Source organism: Bacillus sp. FSL R9-9492 (genome assembly GCF_038007365.1).
Classification (GTDB): Bacteria; Bacillota; Bacilli; order Bacillales; family Bacillaceae_G; genus Bacillus_A; species Bacillus_A mycoides.
This window is the reverse complement of sequence record NZ_JBBOXC010000001.1, coordinates 2,803,166-2,828,455: the sequence shown is the minus strand read 5'-3', so window position 1 is coordinate 2,828,455 and position 25,290 is coordinate 2,803,166. Positions and strand designations below refer to the sequence as shown.

The following is a 25,290-nucleotide window of genomic DNA, read 5'->3' as shown; positions in this document are numbered from 1 at the left end:
TTTTGTGTTTTTTTTTCAAAGATAAATGTAAACGTTTTATTGAGGGGGAGAAAGTATGGGGAAATTATTTTTAAAAGTATGTTTTTTCGCATTAGTGACTGTTTGTTCATTCGCAGCGAAAACAACATACGCTGAAGAGAGACAACAAAATAATTATCCTATCATTTTAGTGAATGGATTTGCTGGATGGGGTAGAGAGGAAATGCTAGGGGTAAAATATTGGGGTGGTGTTCATGATATACAAGAAGATTTAAAAAGAAATGGTTATACAGTACATACTGTAGCTGTTGGGCCAGTTTCTAGTAACTGGGACCGTGCATGTGAATTATACGCGCAAATTAACGGTGGAACAGTAGACTACGGTGCGGCACATGCTGAGAAACATGGACATAATCGTTTTGGTAGAACTTATAGTGGATTTGCACCGAATTGGAGTGAAACAAATAAAGTTCATTTAGTTGGGCATAGCATGGGTGGACAAACGACAAGAACATTAGTGCAATTATTAAAAGAAGGAAGTTATGAAGAAAAAGATTATGTGAAAAATCATCCGAACACAAAGATATCACCACTATTTGAAGGTGGCAAATCGTATGTTCATAGTGTTACAACTTTAGCAACTCCTCACAATGGTACAACACTTGCGGACGGAAGTCTTCTGTTGCCGTTTGTTAAAGATTTACTCATTACAGCTGCAAGTTTAGGAGGAAACAATAATTTATCATTATATGATTTTAAATTGGAACAATGGGGTATAAAAAAGAATGCCGGAGAGTCCTTTTTCCAATATAGTGATCGTATTCTAAATAGTTCAATTTGGAAAAATACAAAAGATATAAGTCAATGGGATTTAAGTACTGATGGTGCAAAAGAGTTAAATAATTGGGTAAAGACGCAATCGGATGTATATTATTTATCCTATAGTGGACATGCATCGCAAGCAGCACCTATAACAGGTTTACATTTACCTCATATAACGATGAATAAAGTGTTAATGGGTAATGCATTCTTCTTAGGTTCCTTTGCAAGGTACGAAGAGAATCGACCATTAATAGATACTTCTTGGTGGCAAAATGACGGTGTAGTAAATACAAATTCTATGATTGCGCCTTCGTCTAATATTGCTGCAAATGATAATAAGTCATTACAGATTGGAAAATGGAATCATATCGAAACGAAAGCAAATTGGGACCACCTCGATATGGTAGGACTAAGTGTTTCAGACACGTTAGGATTTTCTAATATTCAAGAGTTTTATAGAACAATTGCAGAAAAATTATCACGGTTACCGAAATAGATAATATAAAGCGCTCTCGATGGAATTCGAGGGCGCTTTATATTATATTGAAAGAGGGATTTGGTAGAAAAATATGGGGGGATATTATGAAAATTCAAGTTGTATTATCAGGATATGGGACAGTAGGAAGAGAGTTTATAAAATTATTAAACGAAAAATATTTATATATATATGAAACATATGGAATTCATTTAGTTGTAAGTGGCGTATTAGGTAGAAATATTGCAATACATAATGAGGAAGGTTTGTCTATTCATCATTTATTGATGTATGGTTGTGGTACTGCTGCAATTGAAAAATATATAGAGCATCATCCGAAGGAACGTGCAACAAATAAGATAAGTGGTAATGTATTAGTAGAATCAACAGTTACAAATCTTAAAGATGGAAATCCAGGTAAAAAATATATAAAACAAGCGATTGAGAAACATATGGATATAGTTGCAATTTCTAAAGGTGCCCTTGTTACAAACTGGAGAGAAATAAAGGAAGCAGCAAAAATGGCGAATGTACGAATTCGATATAGTGGTGCAACTGCCGCTGCGTTACCGACATTAGACATTGGACAACTAAGTTTAGCGGGTTGCCATATTGAAAAAATAGAAGGAATATTGAACGGGACAACAAATTATATTCTTACAAAGATGCATGAAGAATATAAGACGTTTGAAGAAGCATTGCAAGAAGCACAAAATAAAGGAATTGCGGAGACTAACCCGTTATTAGATATAAGAGGGATGGATAGCGCTTGTAAATTATTACTTTTGACGAATAGTTTAATGGGAAACGATTATTCACTCAAAGATATAAAAATAAACGGAATAGAGCACGTTACAACGCAACAAATTCAAAATGCAAAGGAACAAAATAAATCAATTAAATTAATTGCATCAGTATATAAAGACGATAATGGAAAAGTAAACCTTAGTGTACAACCTTGTAATTTAGAGAAAGAACATCCGTTAGCAAATATAAATGGCACGGAAAAAGGAATTACGTTCTTTACAGATACAATGGGACAAGTCACTACAATTGGTGGAGCTTCTAATCCACGCGGAGCTGCAGCTGCTGCTTTAAAAGATGTAATCAATTTATATCGAAATGATTTATAGGCTTTATAACCGTACCGCTATTAATAAAAAATACATATGTAGTGGACCTTTTGAGAATGAAATAACTATGTAAAAATAATTGCAGGGGGTAAGAAATTGTTTAAAGATTTTAAAGTTGTAAAAGATCGTCCCGTTTATATTCAATTAAAGGATTATTTAAAAAAGATGATTATGAAAGGGCATTTGTTGGGGGACCAAAAAATCCCATCAACAAGGGAACTGAGTGAATTATTATCAGTGAGCAGAAATACAGTACTCTCTGCATATGCGGATTTAGAACAAGAAGGACTCATTTATGCAGTTAAAGGAAAAGGAAATTTCGTTGCGAAGGTGGATATAAGTAACACCTCGTCTGTTGAAATAGATTGGAAAAATAAACTTAATACAGTTACCACATTAGCGGATGAATTAGACTTAATGAAGCATGGAGTTCGCTGGGAAAAAGGAATGATTGTTTTTAATAGTATAGCCCCGGACGAAAAGCTATTTGATGTTGAAAATTTCAAAAGAGCTTTTCTTACTCGTATGTCCATTGAAGGGGATATCGTATTGAACTACGGATATGCAAAAGGTTATAGACCGTTAATTAATTATTTACTTCATTACATGGAAATGAAAGGTGTAGATATTTCGAACAAAGATATTCTAATTACAAATGGATTTACAGAAGGATTAGATATTGTGTTATCTTCTTTATCGAAGAAATCAGGGCGTGTTATTTGTGAGAACCCAACTCACCATGCTGCATTGAAGCTTTTCCGTTTACATGGACTTGAAGTTCATGGAATTAATATGAATGATGATGGTATTGATACGAATGAAGTAGAAAAAAGTTTGCGTGAAAAGGATTTTGATTTCGCGTATTTAATCCCTTCTTATCATAATCCGACTGGTATTGTTACGAGTTCGGAGAAAAGAACGGAATTGATGAGGTTATTTTCAAAATACAAGATCCCTATTATAGAGGATGGGTTTAATGAAGAATTACGTTATTCGGGTTCACATTTATCGCCATTATTAACTTTTGCAGGGGCTGGTAATAATGTGATTTATATTAGTAGCTTTTCAAAGGTACTTTTCCCTGGTTTACGTGTAGGTTGGATCATTGCAGATAAAGAACTGATACATTATTTAGAAAGTATTAAAAGAGCCAGAACCATTCACACATCTACGTTAGATCAAGCTGTTCTGTTTCAATATTTACATGAAGGATATTTTGAAAAATATTTAAAAAAAGCAAGATCTGTTTATAAGAAAAAATATGAGTTAGCTGTTGGGGCGTGTAATCAGTACATTCCGTTTAAAAGAATGACTGGAGACGGTGGACTTCATTTGTTTATAGAGTTGGAAGAAAAAATTCAAGCCCGCACACTTTTACAAAAGTGTTATGAGAAAGGAGTTACGTTTTCTCCTGGAGATGTTTTTTACTCTGATGGAGGAGGAGCGAACACATTCCGATTAGGATTTTCACGTTTGAAAGAACAGGAAATTGTTAGCGGGATTCAAATAATTGGTGAAACTTTAAAAAATGAAACTTGGAGTTGAGAAAATGAGAATTGGCGTTATTATGGGAGGAGTATCCTCTGAAAAACAAGTATCAATTATGACTGGGAATGAAATGATTGCACATTTAGATAAGAGTAAATATGAAATCGTTCCAATTACGTTAAATGAAAAAATGGATTTAATTGAAAAAGCGAAAGACATTGATTTTGCATTGCTAGCATTACACGGAAAATACGGAGAAGATGGTACGGTTCAAGGGACGCTTGAGAGTTTAGGTATTCCATATAGCGGCAGTAATATGTTATCTAGCGGTATATGTATGGATAAAAATATTTCGAAAAAGATTTTGCGTTATGAAGGAGTAGAAACACCAGATTGGATTGAACTTACAAAAATGGAGGATCTAAAGCTTGAGGAGTTAGATAAATTAGGATTTCCGTTAGTGGTAAAACCAAACTCTGGCGGCTCAAGTGTTGGAGTTAAGATTGTCTATGATAAAAATGAATTAATCTCTATGCTGGAAACTGTATTCGAATGGGATTCTGAAGTAGTAATTGAGAAGTATATAAAAGGTGACGAGATTACATGTTCAATTTTTGATGGGCAACAGTTACCTATCATTTCGATTCGACATGCTGCTGTGTTCTTTGACTACAATGCAAAATATGATGATACTAGTACAGTTGAAGAAGTTATCGAACTTCCAGCTGAAATAAAGGAACGTGTAAATAAAGCGTCACTGGCTTGTTATAAAGCATTAAAATGTAGTGTTTACGCAAGGGTTGATATGATGGTGAAGGAAGGAATTCCATATGTAATGGAAGTTAATACATTACCAGGGATGACACAATCAAGTTTACTACCAAAAAGTGCGGAAGCAGCGGGAATTAATTATAGCAAACTATTAGATATGATAATTGAAACTTCATTAAAAGTAAGGAAAGAAGAAGGTTTTTAAGGTAGTTATATAATTAATTCTTTTGACAGTTCCACGAATTATGCTATGATAATTACAATACGACAACTAAATATTTATCCACTAGGGGGGCCTTTTATAGGCTGAGATCAGATGAAATTTTGAGACTCTTAGTACCTGATCTGGTTAATGCCAGCGTAGGGAAGTGGGAAAGACGTTGCTATTTAACGAATAAATACTGTCAATTTCACTTTCTTTACGCCTGTAAAGAAAGTTTTTTTATTTTACAGCTTTAATAATTGTGGATAAATACGTATATTTTTTACATTATTTGGAGGGATTTAAATGACTTTTTCACAATCATTACGTAAAGAAGTAGATTCAATTTGGGAAGCAAGTTTTAACCATCCTTTTGTAAAAAAACTAGGCGAAGGAACATTAGATTTAGCTAGTTTTCGATATTATGTGCTTCAAGATTCTTATTATTTGAGTCATTTTGCTAGAGTACAAACGTTAGGTGCTGCAAAGGCTCTTGAATTAGAAACGACAGCTCGTATGGCACACCATGCACAAAATACGTATGAAGCTGAGTTATCATTACATGAGAATTTCGCAAAGAAATTAGGGATTACAAAAGAAGAAAAAGATAATTTTATTCCTGCGCCAACTGCATATGCATATACATCTCATATGTATCGTGCAGCTTATGAAGGGCATTTAGGAGATATTATTGCGGCTATTTTACCTTGTTATTGGTTATATTATGAAATCGGTGAACGGTTAAAAGAATGTCAACCAGAAGAGCCAATTTATCAAGAATGGATTTCTGCATATGGATCTGATTGGTTCCGTACTCTAGTAGAAGAGCAAATCACACGATTAGATACGATCGCTGAAAAAGTAACAGAGGCAGACCGTAATCGTATGAGACAACATTTTATTTTTAGTAGTCAATATGAATATTCATTTTGGGAAATGGCATATACATTAGAAAAATGGCCGGTGAATGAAGAAGTTAAAGGTGTTATTTAATTAAGAGTATATAAAAGGTATCGCTATATAAAGAGGCGATACCTTTTATTATATTTAGTTTCTGTAATTTTTTTGTAAATCATATATAAAAAATATAATAATTAATTATAATTAATTATAATGATTTTATAATATAAATTCCCATAAGGAGGTAGTTATATGTTAATAGTTACTTTATATTAATTTGATTTCAATACTGTTTTATTTATATAACCAAATGTAATTTAGCTATTTCCTTTAATGTGCTTGGTTAAAATTTGATTCGTTAATGCTTAAAAAATTGGTATCTTTTCTAGTATTATTCATGATCAATATAAATTAAGAGAGGAAGTATTAATAATATGGAAAAATTACAGTTATTAGCATTTAAAAATATAGTAGAACCCCTCTATAATGAGAAAGTATCGTATATTTATTTTCCTATTGAATGGCTTGAGATTGTAGAGATACATTATAGAACATTTTTATTAACGAGCAAATTAAAACTTGTAAATGAAAGATTGTATGAAATGTTTTCTGATATATTATTCATTCAGCATAATCCATATATGTTAAAGGAAGATACGCCCTGGATTGTAGCAAAAGAACCAATGAAACAAGAACAGTTAGACTATATTTTCCAAAGCTGGTATGAGGTTATTCATGATTGGAAACCTAATAAATTAATAGATCCACCACATTTAGAATGGCAGTATGATTTAATTAGTAATTTACCAGCATTACATGATAAAAAAACGTTTTCTAAATGGGTACCAGCTCTAATTACTCATATTTTTTGCGAACAGCCTTTACATATGGAAAATAAAAATGAGGAAGAAATATATTTTTCACCACTGCGATCACAACATGTTTCTGAAGCGATGTCTGAGCCAATTAAAGATGAAGAAACACATGATTATTTCTCTTATGTATATCGGTTTGAATACGTAACTCGTGGAGGTGAGAATATTCCTCTATTAAAAGTATCTGTAGGGATTAGGAGGTTTTATCAACAATATAATCATAAAGATATCCCTATACTTTTAGGGCGAAAGCGGAGCCAAATACTGATTTCAACTCCTGAATTTGAATCAAATAATAAAAAGCAAAGATTTGTAAAGTTAAAAGTACAACAAGCTGTAAAAGGAATAAAGTGGATTAAACGTTTTAGAAATTTAAAAGATGATTATAGGATAGGGGGAGAAGTTAAATTAGAGAACATTCTCCAATGTCCGAAAGAGTATATTAGAGGAACAAAGATAAGAGTGCTTCTTCCATATAACGAAAATATATATAAAGTTCAAGGAACAAAAATAAAATTTGGTATAAAAGTAAGAGAAAAAGAGGAACTTTTTAATGAATTCCAACGAATATGCCCATATTTCACATTACTTCCAGAATGTGAAAATGTATTAACTAATAATGAGAATGAGTTATTACCTTTATTTGCCCCAAAGGGATTAGAATCAATTACGTTAGAAGTATGGTCAGATGATATAGTAATAGAGATAGAACAAGCGTTATTAGATAGCAAAATAGTTTTAGCTCAAAACGGAGATTCCTCCTATGTATTAAATGCAGACAATCCGGTGTTGTTAAAAATAGTAAGATATAACATTAGGAAATTGTTACAAAATCCATATAGAATGCAATATAGTCATAAAAACAAAAAGAAACTAGTAGACGATGTCGTAAAAGCTGTACATGCTACGGCAGGTGAGCAAAATGAAATGAAATTAGCATTAATTGCAATAAAAAATTGTGATGGTCGCGAAAAAATTAATCCAAAGCAAATTATTCGGGAAGGATTCGCTCAAACGGAACGTATTTCAGCATTTATTAATTTATTTATCGGACAAAGTGTATCTAAAAAAGAAATTATTAATGCCATTCTTAGTTTGTTAGAACAAAAGGGGTTCTTAAAGTGTAGTTGGAATAAGATAGAATTACCGGGGATAATTGTAAATTTATCAATTGAGAAAATGTCTAAATATGATTTCTTACCTATTTTTTCAAAAATAAATGGGAGAGAAATATTATATAAATTATATGGTCAAGAAGAATGGGGCACAATTGATCATACTTTATTAAATATAGGTAATAATAAAGTGTTTTTACCACAACCATCAAAAAGGAATGATATAGGAGTCAGTTTTAAACAATTTATGTCAGAAACATTAGTTGAAATTTCACAAGATGCACATAAACAAAATAAAGAAGTTTATTTTATTGTAGATGCCAATATGAGGAAATATTGGATAGAGGAATTGCAAAATAAAAGCGTTAATATTGGGGTTTCACCTGAAATAATCTCAAATTTTAAAGAGGATATAAACATAATTAGAATTAATACTAACTCAGATGTACCGAACTATATTGTTAGAGACCAAGAACATGTTATGAATGAAACGAGATTATTTGTAGATCAAATGGGAATTTACTATAGCACGGCTGCATACGAATTAGATTGTAATGAGATAGTACAGCAGTACATACTCGAGGTTATCCCGCTTGGTGTAAAATCTGAAGAGAGAGAAGAAATCGCCAAAATGATACATTACATGTGCTGTAAATCAACCTTGCTCTCAGAACAAAATATTCATAATACGTATGTAATGCATATGGCTAAATTAATTAAAAATTATACTACCGATATTGATTCAAGGGAGTTTAAAGAATTCAATGACGAATTAGATGAAGATGTAATAATTTTAGAAAAAGAAGATTCATTGATATTAATATAAATAATAGTGTACAAATCCTGCTAGTAATAATGAGCGGGATTTGTCATTTTTTCATGTAAATAAGGCTATCCTTTGTCATGTATCTTTTCTTTTACGTATTTACTTTATTTACATACAGGATTAAGATGTTTTTTAGAAATACAAAAACTACATCATATGGAAAAGCGATTTTTATTAATTGAAAAGAAAATTTGAAAGGAATGGGGAATTGTGAAGAAATTAGATGTATTATTAATGCTACTGAGCGGCCTCTTTCCAATTGCAGGAATGTTAAAGCAAATCCCTCTTGAACAATCTTTATATATTGGAGGACTTTTATTTTTTACTAGTTTCGGTAGTTACTTTGCGAAAAAGATATATTCACGTATATGTAGCTGGATAGCGTATGCACCATTTATAACATTACTGTTAGTTATTTGGAATCAGGATATTTCAATAAGTTCAATAATAGCGAACGCGAAAATCGCCGCTTGCATTGCGTTAATTCCGTGTTTATTCCGGTTTCGTACATACGGGCTTACTTTGGGCTTATTCTCATTATGGGCCGCGTTACTATGGGATATAAAAGAAGTGCAGTCGTTAGTCATACTTGAGCGTATGATGAATTTAATGACAAGCCATTACTTATATATTCTCCTTTTAGTTGGAGGACTTATATTAGGTGGATTACTTGCGATGTTATTACACCGTAAAGAGAAAGACACTAATAAAGAAAATACAAATCTATTTAAACAAAAAAAGAAACGTAAAAGGCTATCATTTAAGAACCGCTTTCCAAGATTACCGAAATTTAAGATGAAATTATTTAAGTTTGGTGGAAAAGGTTCTAAACGTAAAACGCCAGAAATAATGCATGAGCGTAATAACGAAGAACCAGTTGTAACATATGAAATGGCAGAGCAAATAGATCAATATAAAGAAAGTACTGTTCAAGGACAAACTAGGATGGAACGTCGGAAAAATAGGTATAATGCATAATAAATTTCACTAACCTCTTAATGATTTATCGTAAAATTGATAAATCATTAAGGGGTTTTTTATGTAATTAAATATAGGTTGCGTATGAAGGATTCATAGCATATTTTAAAGGTAAGGATTTAAATAAAATAATGGGAGGACAAAATGCTTATTATTACATATATTTCTGTTTGCATATTATTCTTAGTTAGTTTTTTACATGTTTATTGGGCTTTCGGAGGTAAGTGGGCGACAAATAGTGTCATTCCAACTAGAGCTGGAGAAAAGGCGTTTACACCAGGTACAGGAATGACATTGTTCATTGCGTTATTATTAAGTATGGCAGCAATGATTTTATTACAACAAGCAAATATTGTTCATTCCGCACTTCCCAATGTTTTTGTTCAAATGGGATCCTGGGTTTGTATGGTTGTTTTTTTCATAAGAGTAATTGGTGAGTTTCATTATTTTGGTATCTTTAAACGAAAAAAAGATACGCAGTTTGCTAGAATGGATACTGTTTTATATGTACCACTTTGTGCATTTTTATCTTTAACCTTCTTATTAGCAATAATAACGTGAACATATAACCAGCATTATTTTAATACTTTATTACAAACTAAACTAGGGATTTATACGGCAACAGAGATGATTAGATAAGCAGTACCCTCTACCATTTGCTTTAAATAACAAGTTATTGGAGCGGTTAGAAAATGAATCTCTTCAAACTATTTGAGGGTTGTGTATCATGTCTACATTTTATGTTGGATATAAATTATGAAAAAATAAAACATTATGGATCGAGCACAAGTAGGTCATTTGTTCCATTATCGCAATCTTCAATTTGTCTTGCTGATTGTGTTTGTTTAACAGGAGTTGTATTGGGGTTACTAGGAACAGTGACATTTGGAGGATTAATGTTATCTGTATGTTCTCTTACATAAAGAAAAAAGGACACCCACTTAAGGTGTTTTTTTTAGTTACTTAGGAGAGCTTTTGAGATAGGAGGGACATGGATTCAAATCTATAGTTACACATTTTTATTGTGTTGTGTAACTCAAAAAGGAAAGTATCAGCAACTGCTTATTTTGTATGACTATAAACATTGGCTATTTGGGAGCTGTAATAGAATGCTTAGAAGGGGGCAAAAAATGGTGTGTGAAATATTAATAAAAAAGGACAAGCAGTCGTACCTACTGTCCTTTAAAGGAGAAAAGTCTTTTGGTTAAGAACTACGAATAAACAGAAAATCTGCTTGTAATTAGTTTTATCCCAAATATACATGCCTATACAAAAAGGGATAAGTTCAAAAATATTTATCCCAGGAAGGGAAATCCCAAACACCAAAATGGCTTGTATTGGTATACAGGTTCAAAAGTAGTATATGTCAAACGAAAAATCTCATACAAAAAGCAGACAATCAAAAGTATTGTCTGCCAGAAAGTCGGATGAATTAGCCAACTGTGAAAAATTGCTTTCCCACTTCAAGAAGAGTAAAGGCAACAAATTTGAAAGAAATGAATTGGGATTTAGTTATTGCTTCTATGAATGATGCATTTTTTTCATTTTTTTTGTCCCCAAAAAACAACTAATAATTGCGAGTAATGCATTTGAAGAAATGAAATTTACGGTCCAATAAATTCCTGTTCCAGCAATTATATCGATAATTATAAATCTTTTAATTGCCGAACTTTGTACTACATGAAAAATAAATTGATTGTTATCGTTACCCAATGTTATCACATCCCTTATCTAATATATGACAAGGCATGCTTGCTCTAGTCTTCATGATAATATACGAAAAAGAGTAATTGGCAGAAGCTTATAAAGTAGTTATAAATAAAAGCTAACTATCTGAAGTTAAATTATTAACTTCAGTGAAAAAAATAAAAATCATAATTTATCCTGCGTTATTGATGGGATATTATGTTTTACTTAAGGGCTTATGCGGAAAGTTTGATGAAAAACTCTTTCATTAAAAGTACGATTCCTAGCAGAAACAAGACTTCAATTGAGAACCAAAACATACTTTTGTGAGGTTTTTTAAACTCCATAATAATTGATGAAAATAAAAAAATTGCGATAAGTATGGTGATTAAGAGTCGGATTATATCAACCATTAATAACACTCCTAATATTTAATCAGTACTATTATGTAATCTTTTCCAAAGATATATAATTCTAGAAACATTCTATTGAAATTTTAATGAAAAGAACAGGTGGTGTTTAGTAGCTTTTTTCTCAAAATCATTTCAAACGTGTAGTGGAAAGTGATAAAAGTGATAAATCCACGTTTTAATAAAAGGATGTAAGCGTATTTTTAGCGAATTATAGATAATTAAGAGAGGCGGTGACACTATGAAGTATGTAAAAGTCAGTATGAATGGTGGAAGTGAGCACAAATTCTCAATGACTTTAGAACGATTTGAAGAGTTTATTACTACAGAGAATGGATTATTAGAAAATAAATTAGTTTGTATTGAAAATGTAATGATTAACCCTACTAATATATCTTCTGTAGTTGAAAAAATTGGTGTACCTGCTAAATTTATGGAAGTTTAAAGGTAATTAGATAAAAAACATCCATGGGGATGTTTTTTGTTTATAAATAAAGCAATTGTACAATGAAAGTATGAGAAAATTTTATTAGTAATAATGTAGGCTATTAAGAATGAATGGATATAGAAAGGTCTTTTCTAGCGTATTAGTTACTCCAATGTGTATGTATCTATTTGGCATCTAGACATTGTGCTTTCTAGTGCACAATGTAATAAGTATAAGCATATAGTATGTAATAGGACAAGATCTTCGTGTCCTACTAAATACTCAGAAAAAACCTCTAATCACATTAGGGCATCCAATAGCAGGGTGCTCTAATTTTTTATGAAAAATGTAGCTTCACAACGGTTTCGTTTCAATTATAGTTTTCTTTAACGTTAATAAATATTAAGATTAATATGATAGCAATAATTAAATTAGACAAATAGAAATTTTGGTGACACAGTAGTTCAAAGATGACATCGAATGTATACAATAAAGCGACAGCAGGTAATATACAAATAAATATAAATCTCCAACTTTTTAAATAATGTTTATAATTAGTAAGTACTTTCGCCATTAATATTGCTCCTGTATTTTTTATTTTCTATATAATTATACATTTAAATAAAAAGATTTACAAAGTGTTTAAAAATTATTTAGCAACTAATGTGATTTTGGGAGATAAATAAGGAGGAAGAAAAAAATATTATAGATCTATAGATTGAGAGGAATATAGAGAAAGCTTTTGTTAAAAACTTAGATGGCTGCAGCAATCTGTGTAATAAACGATTTGATTTTAAAAAGACTTTTAAACATCTGGGCTAAAATGATACACTATAATCTACGTTATTTTAGAAATGAATAGAGGGATTTATATGATAGATAAAATTAAAAATGTTGTAGAGGATATGTATGAAGATGAAGCAAAACATTTACTTCAAAGTATTCTAATACAGTTAGATGTATTAGACGGGAATTATAGCGAAGATATGATAAAAAATTTAACGAGTATCCCTAAGCAATTGACGAGTCATACAACTCAGGAAAAAAATTTAGAAGAAAGCACACACATTCATATTGCCTTTGATGATTCAACTGCCGGATGTTTAAAATATATGTTGAAACAAGAAGGATTACACGAGGAGAGTGTTGTTTCATACTCTGAATTCTTTTCAATTGGTCCCATACATCAATTACATACGAATGAAGGTCAATTAGCAAGGGCACAGTGGTTATTAAATAACTTAACTTCTTATGATTGCTATTTTGAAGAAGAGTATTTACCAAGATTTAAGGAGACTTTAGAAGAGCTACATTCAATTCCGAATGAAACACCAATTACCATCTGGAAGGCGGATAATGCCCATGAGCATGTAGGGCTTTGTTTTGCAATTGCGCAATTAAAAGATAAGAAAGATATTCGTGTTCTGAATACTTTTGAAGCGAGTAGAGAAATATTAAAACAAGATTATGATATTCGTGGAACTGGAGAATTATCTCCTGAAAGTTTAGCACTATTCAAAAAAAGTTTTGTGGAATTTCCGTATTTACCTGAAGAGAAGCGAATGAAGTTTGCACATGAGTGGGATAGGTTATCGCAAAGCACGGAGTTTTTAAGAGTTTGGAAAGACGATGAAGTGCATTCTGTACAAGAAGATTATTTTGATCAATTCATTATTGAGTGTGCGAAAAATGTAGGAGCAGATAAAGAATTTCATAAAGCTCCGAGAGTAATAGGTGAAGCACTGGGACTTGCGGATCAATTGGTTGGGGATACGTTTTTGGAATATCGCTTGAAAGAATTAATTAAGCAAGAAGTATTTGAATATGAAGGTTCGTTAGATCAAATGCGTTTTTATAGTGTGAAGTTAATAAAATAAAAAATATATTTTGTTTATAAAAAAGCTCGTATTTTTAAAATACGAGCTTTTTTTAGATGAATTTAGGCTATACATAAGCTTCCTATGAATGGCGTATCACATATGAATGTTAAAAGAAACAAATGAAAAGAAGGTGATGGGTTATTATGTATAACCAACAAAACTATCCATATGATCAAGAGATGTATTATAATCCACAAAACTACGGTTATGAATCTACAAATGAAGTGAGAGATATTGAACAAGAAGACTATAGACCAGATGATGCGGAAGATGCTCCAACGTCACCACCACCGTCACAAGCTCCGTCTTTACCATCCACATTTGCTTCTCCAGCACAAGCAGGGAATATGAAATCATGGATGTGTAACTGTCTAGGAAGATGGGGCTATTTACGTTTGCATCGTCCTGGACCTTTCGGAAGAGACTTATGGTTTTTTCCGACAGAAGTAAGAAGAAGTGGGGTATCCGGCTACACTTGGCAAGCTGGTCGCCGCCGTAAAGTAAGTTATCGATATCAACAAATTAGTAATTTTATGTGCTTCGCATAATAGGAAGTGAGAGAGTAGAATAATTTTACTCTCTCACTTTTTTATTTTTCAATATACGAAGTAAGATTTTAATTAAAAATTTACAATTTTCCAGTTTTTATTGAAGTATAATTCAAATGTTAGGTTGATTTACACAAATAATTGAGAGTGAGGGAATGTAATGTCAATAAAAAATAAGGTTGGCCGAAAAATAGAGGATGGCATTAATTTAGCTTCCGCTCAGTTTAAAGAAGATGCTTATGAAATTTATAAAGAATCGAGAAAAGTACAGCCTATATTATTTGTAAATCAAATTGAAATCGGTAAAGAATGGCTCATTACAAGATATGAAGATGCTCTGCCGCTTTTAAAAGATAATCGCTTAAAAAAAGATCAGGCAAATGTGTTTCCTCAAGATACAAAGAACATGCATCTTTCCGTTGACAATAGTGATCATTTAACAACGCACATGTTAAATTCGGACCCACCTAACCACAGTCGTTTGCGATCTTTAGTTCAAAAAGCTTTTACACCGAAGATGATTTCACAATTAGACGGAAGAATTCAGAGAATAGCGGATGATTTAATAAGTGAAATAGAGCGAAAAGGTACATTAAATCTTGTGGATGATTATTCATTCCCATTACCGATTATTGTAATAAGTGAGATGCTTGGAATTCCAAAAGAGGATCAAGCGAAATTTAGAATTTGGTCTCATGCTGTCATTGCATCGCCAGAAACACCTGAAGAAATAAAAGAAACCGAAAAACAACTATCTGAGTTTATTACATATCTCCAATATATAGTTGATGTAAAACGAAAAAATCCAAAAGAAGATTTGGTTAGTGCGTTAATACTTGCAGAAAATGAAGGGCATAAACTTAGTGCTCGAGAGCTATATTCAATGATCATGTTATTAATTGTAGCCGGACACGAGACGACAGTGAATTTAATAACAAATACGGTATTAGCACTTCTTGAAAATCCGAAGCAATTACAGTTATTAAAAGAAAATCCGGAATTAATTGATTCAGCTATTGAGGAAGGATTGCGTTATTATTCTCCAGTTGAGGTGACGACTGCAAGATGGGCGGCTGAGCCGTTTCAAATTCATGACCAAACAATCCAAAAAGGAGATATGGTTATTATCGCATTAGCTTCAGCAAACCGTGATGAAACAGTATTTGAAAACCCAGAAGTATTTGATATTATGCGTGAGAATAACCGTCACATTGCTTTTGGACATGGTAGCCATTTCTGTTTAGGAGCTCCACTTGCTAGGTTGGAAGCAAAGATTGCTATTACTGCTCTGTTTAAAAGAATGCCATCGTTACAAATAAAAGGTGAGCGTGACAAAATTAATTGGCAAGGTAATTATTTAATGCGTTCTTTAGAGGAATTACCATTGTCTTTTTAGAATAGTTATATTGAGACATGCATACACGACAAATGATTAACATAGAGTATGTATGTGTTATTTAAATTCGAAACGGAAGGGTGAAAACATCCCAATGATCAACTAATTCTATTTGTAAGAGATCTTCGTTAAAAAACGAAATATTCTTCTGAATAGGATTAGTATGTGCATGTATAGAAAAGGGATGTGTTTCGCACTGCGAATATATAGTCTTTTCATATGATTTGTGCTGCCTCCTGTTCAGAACACGAAATAGGAGGCTTTTTTATGTCGACGACTGCAGAAACGAAACAAAATCATGGGGTATCACAAGTATTAAAAAATCGATTTGTGCAAGGGATTCTAGCATCAGCATTATTTTTACAAGTTGGAATTTGGGTTCGTAACTTTGCGGTATTACTTTATGTTATGGAAATGACGAAAGGTGATGCTTTTGCTATTTCGATGATTTCGGTTGCTGAATTTGCTCCCATTTTTATTTTCTCATTCATTGGTGGAACTTTTGCTGATAGGTGGAAGCCAAAGAAGACAATGATATGGTGTGAGACGTTAAGTTCTATTTCCGTATTCGCTGTATTAATTACTCTTATGTTTGGAACGTGGAAAATCGTGTTTTTTGTGACGCTTATTTCTGCAATCCTTTCGCAGTTTTCTCAACCATCCGGTATGAAGTTGTTTAAACAGCATTTATCAACGGAACAAATTCAATTAGCGATGTCTATATATCAAACAATATTTGCGATTTTTATGGTGTTAGGACCGATTCTTGGTACATTTATTTTTCATAGTTTTGGAATTTATATTTCAATCATCATAACAGGTATCGCTTTTTTACTTGCAGCAGCTGTGTTGTTATTTCTTCCGAAAGATCTTGAGAATGATAATGAGAAGAAAGAAATTACGCTGTTACAGGAAATGCTGGATGGTATTAAATATGTAAAAAAGAAAAAAGCATTAACTTTGCTAGGGTTTTGTTTTATGGCAGCAGGACTAGGTATAGGTTTAATTCAGCCACTAGGCATCTTTATTGTGACTGAGCAGTTAGGGTTATCAAAAGAGAGTTTACAATGGTTACTAACAGTAAATGGTGCGGGGATGATTGTTGGCGGAGCTCTAGCGATGGTATTTGCGAAAAACGTTGCTCCGCAAAAAATGTTAATTGTAGGTATGCTTGGTCAGGCAATTGGAATTGCTATTATAGGATACTCTACAAATTTATGGGTGACACTTATAGCACAACTTTTCAGTGGTTTAGCCCTACCTTGTATTCAAATAGGGATAAATACACTTATTATACAAAATAGTGATACGGATTTTATTGGTAGAGTAAATGGCATTTTAAGTCCACTATTCACCGGTTCAATGGTAGTAACGATGAGTATAGCTGGTTCATTAAAGGAGATGTTTTCATTAGGTACGATGTATGAGGGGACGGCTCTACTATTTGTTATTGGATTATTGTTTATTTTGCCTATATACAATTTAAAGCCAGTAATAGCAGTAGAAAGTGAAATGAATGGTAAAGGAAGTGCTGTGCAACATGAATCCTAATCCAAATGTTAAATACCCTATTGAAGGAAATCAAAACGTTCATTTTATAAAAAATACAATAACGAAATCTAATATATTTGTTGGTGACTATTCTTATTATGATGCGAAAGATGGAGAAACATTTGAAGATCGAGTATTACATCATTATGAATTTCTTGGAGATCATCTTACTATTGGAAAGTTTTGTTGTATTGCAAATGGAGTTACCTTTATTATGAACGGAGCGAATCACCGGATGGATGGATTTTCGGCATATCCATTTAATATATTTGGGAATGGGTGGGAGAAGTATACACCTAATTTGTCTGATTTACCTTACAAAGGGGATACAGTTATAGGAAATGACGTATGGATTGGTATGGATACAACGATTATGCCCGGAATAAAAATAGGGGATGGTGCAATCATTGCAGCTAAATCTGTTGTGACTAGAGATGTCGTACCATATACAATTGTTGGCGGAAACCCTGCAAATAAAATAAAGGAACGATTCACAAATACAATAATAGAAGAATTATTGCAAATTCAATGGTGGCATTTTGAAATTGAAAAAATAACCGAAAATATAGATGCTATTGTACAAGGAGATATTGAACCATTAAGAAAGTTAAAAAGGTAATAAAAAATGCATGACAAAGAGTATCATACCTCCGAATTTTGTTAATGATAATAGAACAAGGAGGTGTGATACTATGGCACAAGACGTTTTATGTGAAGTAAACAACTGTAAATTTTGGGCTAACGGCAATAAATGTAGTGCAGATGCAATTTATGTAGTAAGTCATAAAGGTAAACATGCATCTACAACTGAAGAAACAGATTGCAAAACTTTTGATCCAGAAGTATAAATTTTTGAAGGGTAGCCAAATCGTGGTTGCCCTTTTATTAATTATAGTATTGATAATAAATCTCATTTTCATTCATTGTTTTTAACTTTTCTTTTTATTTTTTCATATTTTCTTCATAAGTGATGCAATCCAGAGCAAGTCATGTTCAATACGTGATTTACTAAATTCAATGACTTCTGTAATAAAAGATGAGCTAACATGTAAAGGTTGAATAGCAGGTAATGAAACAACTACAAATTTAATTATTAACAGCTTTTATTGCTTTTTAGTAGATTCACCTGGAATATATGAAGAGTTAAGAAAAGAACCTACGTTAATTTCAAAAGCGATTGAGGAAGTTTTACGCTATCGCTTTCCCATTACATTAGCTAGGAGGATTACAGCGGACACAAATATATTTGGACCTTTTATGAAAAAGGATCAAATGATTGTTGCGTGGGTTAGTGCAGCAAATTTAGATGAGAAAAAGTTCTTACAAGCTTCTAAATTTAATTTACACAGAATAGGAAATGAAAAGCATTTTAACCTTTGGTAAAGGTCCTCATTTTTGCTTAGGGGCGCCACTTGCACGTTTAGAAGCTGAGATTGCATTAACTACCTTTATAAATGCCTTTGAAAAAATAGAGTTATCTCCATCGTTCAATTTAGAAAAATGTATATTAGAAAATGAACAAACATTAAAATACTTACCTATTCTTTTGAAAACCAGGTAAAACGTTCAACAAGGTACAAAATTACTGTACCTTGTTTTTTATTTCTCAATTGTAAATTTTTAGTGGTCTATTTAGTATGGAAGTGTGTGAAAGAAGAGTGGAGGAGGATGCTTATGTTAACGTGTAATGGAAGTAAAACGTTTCAAACATTTATTAAAGCTGTAACGGATTTAATTGATAGTAATTTATTAGAAAATCAAATTGTTTGTGCGATTGAAAAATTACTAGAAGAACTTTTAGAAAAAAAAACATGGCTTCCGCTAGAAAAACAGAAGGCGAATTCGGCTCAATATGCACGACACTTGTTATATGAAGATCCTTTAAAGCGATTTGAAGTATTAGCTCTTGTATGGAAAGATGGACAATCTACACCTTTACATGATCATGATGGTACATGGGGAGTAGAAGGCGTTTTTTCAGGAAGGGTAATGGTGCAGAACTTTATACAAACTAAGCAGCTTGAAAATTCACTTGTTTATTTAACCCATACAGGAAATCTTTATTTGGGAGAAGGAGAAACAGATAAAGTCATTCCACCAGCTGATTGTCATATTCTTAAAATAGCTGAATGTGAAAGCGTTGTCACGATTCATATTTACGGAAAACGTTTAGAAAAGTTTAAAGTATATGTCCCAACTGAAGAAAAGAATGTGTATATGTGTGAGACAAAATATATTAGTTATAGTTCATAGTTTAAAATCAAAAGCTTTTCTTTAAAGAGAAAAGCTTTTGATTTTATTTTTAATTATTTCTTGACCTGAAACGCTTTTCATAAATTATAAATAAGAAGTACTTAACGAGCTCAATATGAAAACGATACCTTTTTGTTAAATAGATCTCGTGTATTTATAGAAAGTGGTGAAGAAATAATGAAATTAATAGCAATTGACTTAGATGGAACCCTTCTTTCTGGTAATAAAATGATAAGTAAAGAAAATGCAGAAGCAATTCGAAAATGTCAGGAAGCAGGCCATGTTGTAGCAATTTGTACTGGACGTTCTATTGTGGATATTGAACGACTATTGTTAGAAGTTGATTTGGAGTGTCCGATTATCGCGGAAAATGGTGCCCTTATATATAAAGATAAAAAAATGATGAAGAGATATCCAATTCAAAATATGCAGGCACTTGAGATTGTAGAATATCTTGAAGAGAATGGCTTGTATTATCAGCTTTATACTAATAAAGGTGTGTATGTACCGGATTATGGAGTAGAGAGTGTACGTAATGAAATCGAGTATGTGAGGAATGCAAAAGAAAATTTCGATTTGAAAGAGTTAGAAACGATTGCAGCATTATATCTTGAACATACAGCATTTCATAGTACAGAAAGTTGTAAACCAATTGTAGAAACTGATATACATGTGCATAAACTTTTACCGTTTTCTTATGACATAGAGAAATTAAAAAAATTAAAAGAAACGTTTCTGCATAATACAGATTTAGCTATTACATCTTCCTATTGGCATAATTTAGAGATTAATCATCGAGATGCTCAAAAAGGAAATGGATTATATACTTTAGCAGAACATCTTAATATTCCAGTTGAAAACACTGTAGCAATAGGTGATGGTCTAAATGATGTTTCCATGATGGAAAAAGCAAATATATCAATTGCAATGGGGAACGCAGTTGAAGAAATAAAAGTGATGTGTCAATACGAAACGTTAACAAATGAAGAACATGGTGTCGCACATGCTTTATATAAATATGTAATGTAATAAAAAAAGAAAAAAGAATCCAAATAGATTCTTTTTTCTTTTTATTAGGGGTAAGGTATTCTATGTGATTCATAGAAGCCTTATTACAACTCATTATATAGAATATATTGGAATAAATGTTTATATTTTTCATGAAAGTTGTGAAAAATTTGTGAACTATATGTTTATTGTATTTTTATACTGCTGCTAGCAGCGCGTAACACTCCCATATTATTTTCTGTTTTTAATTGAAAAATAGAATTTGTTCGAATAATTATTCTATAGCTATATACCTAGGAGCACTTTCTTCGTATAATGAAGAAGTATGAATTTTGAATTTGTATAAATTTTACATATAGAGGTGGAAAAGGAATGAATGCGCGGCTAATGGAACTTATTGATGTGAGTACAATAGAAACCATGGCAGAACAATTTTATAAATTAACCAACATATCACATCAACTTCTTGATGCTGAAAACGAATGTATATTTTCATTTGGAATTAATGAAATGAAAGTATGTAAACTTCCCAAAATCGAAATCCCCCTTTTCTTATACCATCAATATTTAGGATCTTTTGTTGTATGGTCCAAACGAAGCGAAATTTTCAATTGCCAAAAATATTTTGAAATGCTTTCTAACCTCATTATAGCTGGGGTAAAAAAAGCAGTTCAAAGTAAAAATAGATCGTTACTTTCTCGAAAAGAGGAAGAACTACATACAATCTTACAAAACATGCCTGTTATGGTTGATGCGCTTGACTATAATGGAGATTTTGTTTTGTGGAATCGAGAATGCGAGATTGTAACAGGTTATACTGCTGAAGAAGTAATTGGGAATCCAAACGCTCTTCAATTACTGTATCCTGACCATAATTATCGCCATCAAATACAAAATAAATTTTTGACTCGTGGAAAAAATTTTAGAGATTGGGAAATGAGTTTAACATGTAAAAATGGTGAAATTAAAACGATAATGTGGTCCAATATATCTGAGCAGTTTCCTGTAACAGGATTTAGTTACTGGGCTGTTGGGGTAGATATTACACATTTAAAAGCGATAGAAGGGCAATTAAAACAACAAACGTCTGAATTAGAATTAATTTTTAAAGCTTTACCAGATTTATGTTTTTTAACAGAAGACGATGGGACAATTATAGATTATAAAGCAGGATCTCCTACAAAATTTTACGTACCCGCAGAAGCTTTTATGGGAAAAAAGTTTTACGAAATATTACCGTCTCCAGTAGCACAGCAATTTCAAGAAGCAATTCGCCAATTGAAAGAAGAAGGAAAGAATGTAATTGTAGAATATCCTCTAACAATTAATGGAAGCATCGATTTCTTTGAAGCTAGATGTTTACCATTATTACAAGATAAAATTATGATCATTGTCCGCGATATTACAGAGCGGAAAAAGGCAGAAGAATTGCTAAATAAATCAGATACACTTGCGGCAATTGGTCAATTAGCAGCCGGTGTAGCTCATGAAGTGAGAAACCCATTAACTGTAATTAAAGGATTTATACAGTTATTCCAAATTAATAAAGAAGATCAAGAAAAATATTTTGATCTTATGCTTTCCGAAATAGAAAGAATAGAAGCAATCCTCCAAGAGTTTTTGTCGATTGCTAAAACTGATGATATAAATACAGAAAAGAAAAATATTTATCAAATTTTTAAAAATGTCGTATCATTAATTAATACAAAAGCAATCATGACAAATATTCAAGTTGAACTATTTACAGATTCCAAAGAGATAATCATTGAATGCTCAGAAAATCAATTGAAACAAGTATTTATTAATATTTTGCAAAATTCAATTGAAGCAATGCTAGATGGCGGGAAAATTTCAATCCATATAAAAGAAATACATAAAAAAGGTGTCATTATTAGTGTAATAGATGAAGGAATAGGAATACCTGAAGAAAGAATTAAAAGATTAGGTGAACCTTTCTATAGTACGAAAGAAAAAGGTACCGGTATTGGATTGATGTTAAGTTATAAAATAATTGAAGGTCATCAAGGAACAATAAGTATAATGAGTGAGGTTGGCGTCGGGACAACTGTAACTATTTACTTGCCGAAAATTCAGAGTAAACAATCTCTATCAAATTGTGATGATAAATGTATATCGATACGTTCTAGTATTAACTCTTAAATAAATGATTAAATACCCAATGAAAAAAGCTAAACTTTTTTCATTGGGTATTTTTATATTTAATTTAGTAAACTTTACCTTTTCTTAACCTTTGTTTTAATTTCTATTAAGTTTTTATCAGTATATTAATATTTGTACAAAGTACTGTATAGAAAATGTGCACTACTTTTAATATATAGATTCAATTATTATTAGAAATACTGTAAGGAGGAGATTATGACAAGGTGAAAAAGCAAGTGAAAAAAAGTGGTGGAGCAATACCGATGCGGTTAAATATTTTATTTCTATGTGTATTTTTATTATTTTCTGCAATGATTATACAGTTAGGTAAAGTGCAAATTTTCGATGGAGAGACTTATAAAAATGAAGTAGAAAAGAGAGAAAATGCAACTGTGAGCCTATCTGTCCCACGTGGGAAAATATTTGATCGAGAAGGGAATCCAGTTGTTGATAATACATCTTTACGCACGATCACGTACACAAAGATGAAAGGTGTAAAATCAGAAGATATATTAAAAACTGCAAGACAACTTGTAGACATAATTGAAATGCCGCAAGAAGATATAGATAAGTTAAATGAGACAGATAAGAAAGATTTTTGGATGCAATTAAATCCGCAACTGGCTGAAAATCTAGTATCGAAAAAAGAAATAGATACATTTAGAGAAAAGGATATTAGCGGCAAGAAGCTAGATAAAAAAATAGAAGAGTTAAAAAGAAAACGGGTTACAGATAAAAATCTTCAGGAATTAACAGAGAAAGATATAAAAGTGTTAGCTATTAAAAGTAAGATGACTTCAGGTTATCAAATGGCACCTCAAATTATTAAAAAAGATGTTAGTGAAAAGGAATTTACTATAATTAGTGAAGGTTTAGCGAATCTCCCAGGTGTAGACGTATCGGTGGATTGGGAGAGAGTGTATGTAAATGATGGATTATTCCGATCTGTTCTTGGAAATGTTTCTAATTCCGATGAAGGATTACCAAGTGAACGATTAGATTACTACTTGGTACGTGATTATAGCCGAAATGATAGGGTTGGAAAAAGTTATATCGAGCAGCAATATGAAGATGTACTTCATGGTACAAAAAAAGAAGTAAGAAGCGTTGCAGATAAACAAGGTAATACAATTAGAACGGAAACCGTTTCTGAGGGAAAGAGCGGTAAGAATTTAACTTTAACAATAGATATGGAATTACAGAAAAAAGTAGAAGAGAGCATAGAAAAAATATTAAAGGCATATAAAGCGTCAGAATCAATGTTGGACCGTGCTTTCGTTGTAATGATAAATCCGAAAAATGGTCAAGTATTATCAATGGCAGGGAAAAAATTAGTAGAAAAAGATGGGAAAACAGAAGTTGAAGATTATGCTTTAGGTACGATGACAAGTTCATATGAGCTTGGATCAACAGTTAAAGGTGCGACAATATTGACTGGTTTCGAAACGAAAGCTATAACACCAGGTACTTACTTTTATGATGCGCCTATGAAGTTTAAAGGAACTAAGAAGAAAAAGTCTTGGAAAGATTTCGGGAATATTGATGATCTAAGAGCTTTACAAGTTTCTTCTAACGTTTATATGTTTAATACAGCATTAAAAATTGCAGGTGTAGATTATGTGAAAAATAGTTCATTAAATATTAAACAGGAGTACTTTGATAAAATGAGGTATTATTTCAGGCAATTTGGATTAGGTGTTCCAACGGGTATTGATTTACCGAATGAAACAGCTGGACAAATTGGTAAAAAAGATAATCAACCTGGTTTTTTACTAGACTACTCAATTGGCCAGTATGACACCTATACGCCACTTCAGCTTGTACAGTATATTTCAACAATCGCAAACGGTGGATATCGAATGAAGCCACAAATTGTTCAAGAGGTAAGAGAGCAAACGTCGCAAAAAGATGAGATTGGTAAAGTGGTGCATGCAGTAGAACCAATCGTTTTAAATAAGATAGATATGAAAGAGGAATATATAAATCAAGTAAAAGAAGGATTTAGAAGGGTATTCCAAGAAGGTGATGGAACAGGAGTAAGGGCGTTCCAAAAAGCATCTTATAAGCCAGCAGGTAAAACAGGGACAGCACAGACAGTATACGGTGGAGAAAGTGATATTGGAAGAAATGAAAAAGGTGAGCGAAGAGAATGTTATAATTTAACGTTAGCAGGATATGCGCCGTATGATAATCCTGAAGTAGCATTCTCTGTAGTTGTGCCGTGGGTTATTAATGATAAATCTGGTATTAACTCTGATATTGGAAAAGAAGTTTTAGATGCTTATTTTGAATTAAAAAATAAGCGATTAACTGGCGAAGCACCAAAAACAGATGACTCTAAAGAGAATTAAAATATACGAAACGTCTCTAGCAATTATATGAACTAGAGACGTTTTTTTACATACGA

General features: G+C 32.0%; 21 protein-coding genes, 3 pseudogenes and 1 riboswitch. Of the genes and pseudogenes, 21 read left to right on the top strand and 3 right to left on the bottom strand.

What is annotated here, in order from left to right:
* Window positions 1-55: 55 nt before the first annotated feature.
* From MKY70_RS14360 to MKY70_RS14320, 9 genes and pseudogenes are all read left to right on the top strand, one after another.
* Window positions 56-1,297 carry an esterase/lipase family protein gene (locus MKY70_RS14360; protein ID WP_341024798.1) on the top strand — a complete coding sequence of 414 codons (1,242 nt, stop codon included), beginning with the start codon at window positions 56-58 and terminating at the stop codon, window positions 1,295-1,297.
* Between the two features lie 86 nt (window positions 1,298-1,383).
* Window positions 1,384-2,409, top strand: coding sequence for a homoserine dehydrogenase (locus tag MKY70_RS14355; protein ID WP_341024797.1), 1,026 nt, complete (start codon window positions 1,384-1,386; stop codon window positions 2,407-2,409).
* 96 nt (window positions 2,410-2,505) lie between these two features.
* Window positions 2,506-3,954, top strand: a complete 1,449-nt coding sequence (pdxR, locus tag MKY70_RS14350) for a MocR-like pyridoxine biosynthesis transcription factor PdxR (protein WP_088033663.1) — start codon at window positions 2,506-2,508, stop codon at window positions 3,952-3,954.
* 4 nt (window positions 3,955-3,958) lie between these two features.
* Entirely contained in the window at window positions 3,959-4,873 is a 915-nt protein-coding gene (gene ddlB / locus MKY70_RS14345) for a D-alanine--D-alanine ligase (RefSeq protein ID WP_002013134.1), read from the top strand.
* Between the two features lie 73 nt (window positions 4,874-4,946).
* A riboswitch (TPP riboswitch) is annotated at window positions 4,947-5,052 on the top strand.
* A gap of 124 nt (window positions 5,053-5,176) precedes the next feature.
* Window positions 5,177-5,863 (top strand): thiaminase II, encoded by a 687-nt coding sequence (gene tenA / locus MKY70_RS14340; protein WP_002032475.1) that lies wholly within the window; start codon window positions 5,177-5,179, stop codon window positions 5,861-5,863.
* A 341-nt stretch (window positions 5,864-6,204) separates the two neighbouring features.
* Window positions 6,205-8,586 (top strand): pPIWI_RE module domain-containing protein, encoded by a 2,382-nt coding sequence (locus MKY70_RS14335; RefSeq protein WP_088033665.1) that lies wholly within the window; start codon window positions 6,205-6,207, stop codon window positions 8,584-8,586.
* Window positions 8,587-8,796: 210 nt separating this feature from the next.
* Window positions 8,797-9,564: a DUF3959 family protein gene (locus MKY70_RS14330; RefSeq protein ID WP_088033667.1), complete on the top strand. Its 768-nt coding sequence runs from the start codon at window positions 8,797-8,799 to the stop codon at window positions 9,562-9,564.
* Window positions 9,565-9,708: 144 nt separating this feature from the next.
* Window positions 9,709-10,125, top strand: a complete 417-nt coding sequence (locus tag MKY70_RS14325) for a DUF3995 domain-containing protein (protein WP_088033669.1) — start codon at window positions 9,709-9,711, stop codon at window positions 10,123-10,125.
* 70 nt (window positions 10,126-10,195) lie between these two features.
* Window positions 10,196-10,487: pseudogene (locus MKY70_RS14320) on the top strand (homoserine dehydrogenase); the annotation flags it as partial.
* A 598-nt stretch (window positions 10,488-11,085) separates the two neighbouring features.
* On the opposite strand, the gene MKY70_RS14315 reads toward MKY70_RS14320, so the two are convergent.
* On the bottom strand, window positions 11,086-11,277 hold the full coding sequence (locus tag MKY70_RS14315; protein ID WP_002070042.1) for a hypothetical protein: 192 nt from the start codon (window positions 11,275-11,277) through the stop codon (window positions 11,086-11,088).
* Between the two features lie 624 nt (window positions 11,278-11,901).
* On the opposite strand from MKY70_RS14315, the gene MKY70_RS14310 reads away from it, so the two are divergent.
* Window positions 11,902-12,105, top strand: coding sequence for a hypothetical protein (locus MKY70_RS14310; protein ID WP_002085220.1), 204 nt, complete (start codon window positions 11,902-11,904; stop codon window positions 12,103-12,105).
* Window positions 12,106-12,457: 352 nt separating this feature from the next.
* Here MKY70_RS14310 and MKY70_RS14305 read toward each other — a convergent pair whose 3' ends face one another.
* Window positions 12,458-12,661 (bottom strand): hypothetical protein, encoded by a 204-nt coding sequence (locus tag MKY70_RS14305; RefSeq protein WP_088033673.1) that lies wholly within the window; start codon window positions 12,659-12,661, stop codon window positions 12,458-12,460.
* Between the two features lie 298 nt (window positions 12,662-12,959).
* Here MKY70_RS14305 and MKY70_RS14300 point away from each other — a divergent pair, with 298 nt between their 5' ends.
* From MKY70_RS14300 to MKY70_RS14275, 6 genes are all read left to right on the top strand, one after another.
* Complete coding sequence (locus tag MKY70_RS14300; protein WP_088033675.1) at window positions 12,960-13,964, top strand: DUF1835 domain-containing protein; 1,005 nt, start codon at window positions 12,960-12,962, stop codon at window positions 13,962-13,964.
* 146 nt (window positions 13,965-14,110) lie between these two features.
* Window positions 14,111-14,515, top strand: coding sequence for a hypothetical protein (locus MKY70_RS14295; protein ID WP_044443784.1), 405 nt, complete (start codon window positions 14,111-14,113; stop codon window positions 14,513-14,515).
* A gap of 160 nt (window positions 14,516-14,675) precedes the next feature.
* Window positions 14,676-15,911, top strand: a complete 1,236-nt coding sequence (locus tag MKY70_RS14290) for a cytochrome P450 family protein (protein WP_002013149.1) — start codon at window positions 14,676-14,678, stop codon at window positions 15,909-15,911.
* A gap of 267 nt (window positions 15,912-16,178) precedes the next feature.
* On the top strand, window positions 16,179-17,462 hold the full coding sequence (locus MKY70_RS14285) for an MFS transporter (RefSeq protein ID WP_341024791.1): 1,284 nt from the start codon (window positions 16,179-16,181) through the stop codon (window positions 17,460-17,462).
* Complete coding sequence (locus tag MKY70_RS14280; RefSeq protein ID WP_341024789.1) at window positions 17,452-18,081, top strand: Vat family streptogramin A O-acetyltransferase; 630 nt, start codon at window positions 17,452-17,454, stop codon at window positions 18,079-18,081. Before MKY70_RS14285 ends, MKY70_RS14280 begins: the two co-directional genes overlap by 11 nt.
* 73 nt (window positions 18,082-18,154) lie before the next feature.
* Window positions 18,155-18,310, top strand: a complete 156-nt coding sequence (locus tag MKY70_RS14275; protein WP_000046089.1) for a DUF1540 domain-containing protein — start codon at window positions 18,155-18,157, stop codon at window positions 18,308-18,310.
* 102 nt (window positions 18,311-18,412) lie between these two features.
* Here MKY70_RS14275 and MKY70_RS14270 read toward each other — a convergent pair.
* A pseudogene (locus MKY70_RS14270) lies at window positions 18,413-18,532 on the bottom strand (PadR family transcriptional regulator); the annotation flags it as partial.
* Between MKY70_RS14270 and MKY70_RS14265 the strand changes: the two are divergent.
* The 5 genes and pseudogenes from MKY70_RS14265 to MKY70_RS14245 all read left to right on the top strand — a co-directional run.
* Window positions 18,525-19,023 (top strand): annotated as a pseudogene (locus MKY70_RS14265) (cytochrome P450); the annotation flags it as partial. The pseudogenes MKY70_RS14270 and MKY70_RS14265 sit on opposite strands and share 8 nt — an antisense overlap.
* Before the next feature lie 113 nt (window positions 19,024-19,136).
* Complete coding sequence (locus MKY70_RS14260) at window positions 19,137-19,715, top strand: cysteine dioxygenase family protein (protein ID WP_113769523.1); 579 nt, start codon at window positions 19,137-19,139, stop codon at window positions 19,713-19,715.
* A 177-nt stretch (window positions 19,716-19,892) separates the two neighbouring features.
* Window positions 19,893-20,744: a Cof-type HAD-IIB family hydrolase gene (locus MKY70_RS14255; RefSeq protein ID WP_341024782.1), complete on the top strand. Its 852-nt coding sequence runs from the start codon at window positions 19,893-19,895 to the stop codon at window positions 20,742-20,744.
* A 351-nt stretch (window positions 20,745-21,095) separates the two neighbouring features.
* The gene (locus MKY70_RS14250) at window positions 21,096-22,883 is read left to right on the top strand and encodes an ATP-binding protein (RefSeq protein ID WP_341024780.1); all 1,788 of its coding nucleotides are present in this window, start codon (window positions 21,096-21,098) and stop codon (window positions 22,881-22,883) included.
* Window positions 22,884-23,107: 224 nt separating this feature from the next.
* Window positions 23,108-25,234, top strand: coding sequence for a peptidoglycan D,D-transpeptidase FtsI family protein (locus tag MKY70_RS14245; protein ID WP_341024778.1), 2,127 nt, complete (start codon window positions 23,108-23,110; stop codon window positions 25,232-25,234).
* The last annotated feature ends 56 nt before the right edge of the window (window positions 25,235-25,290 follow it).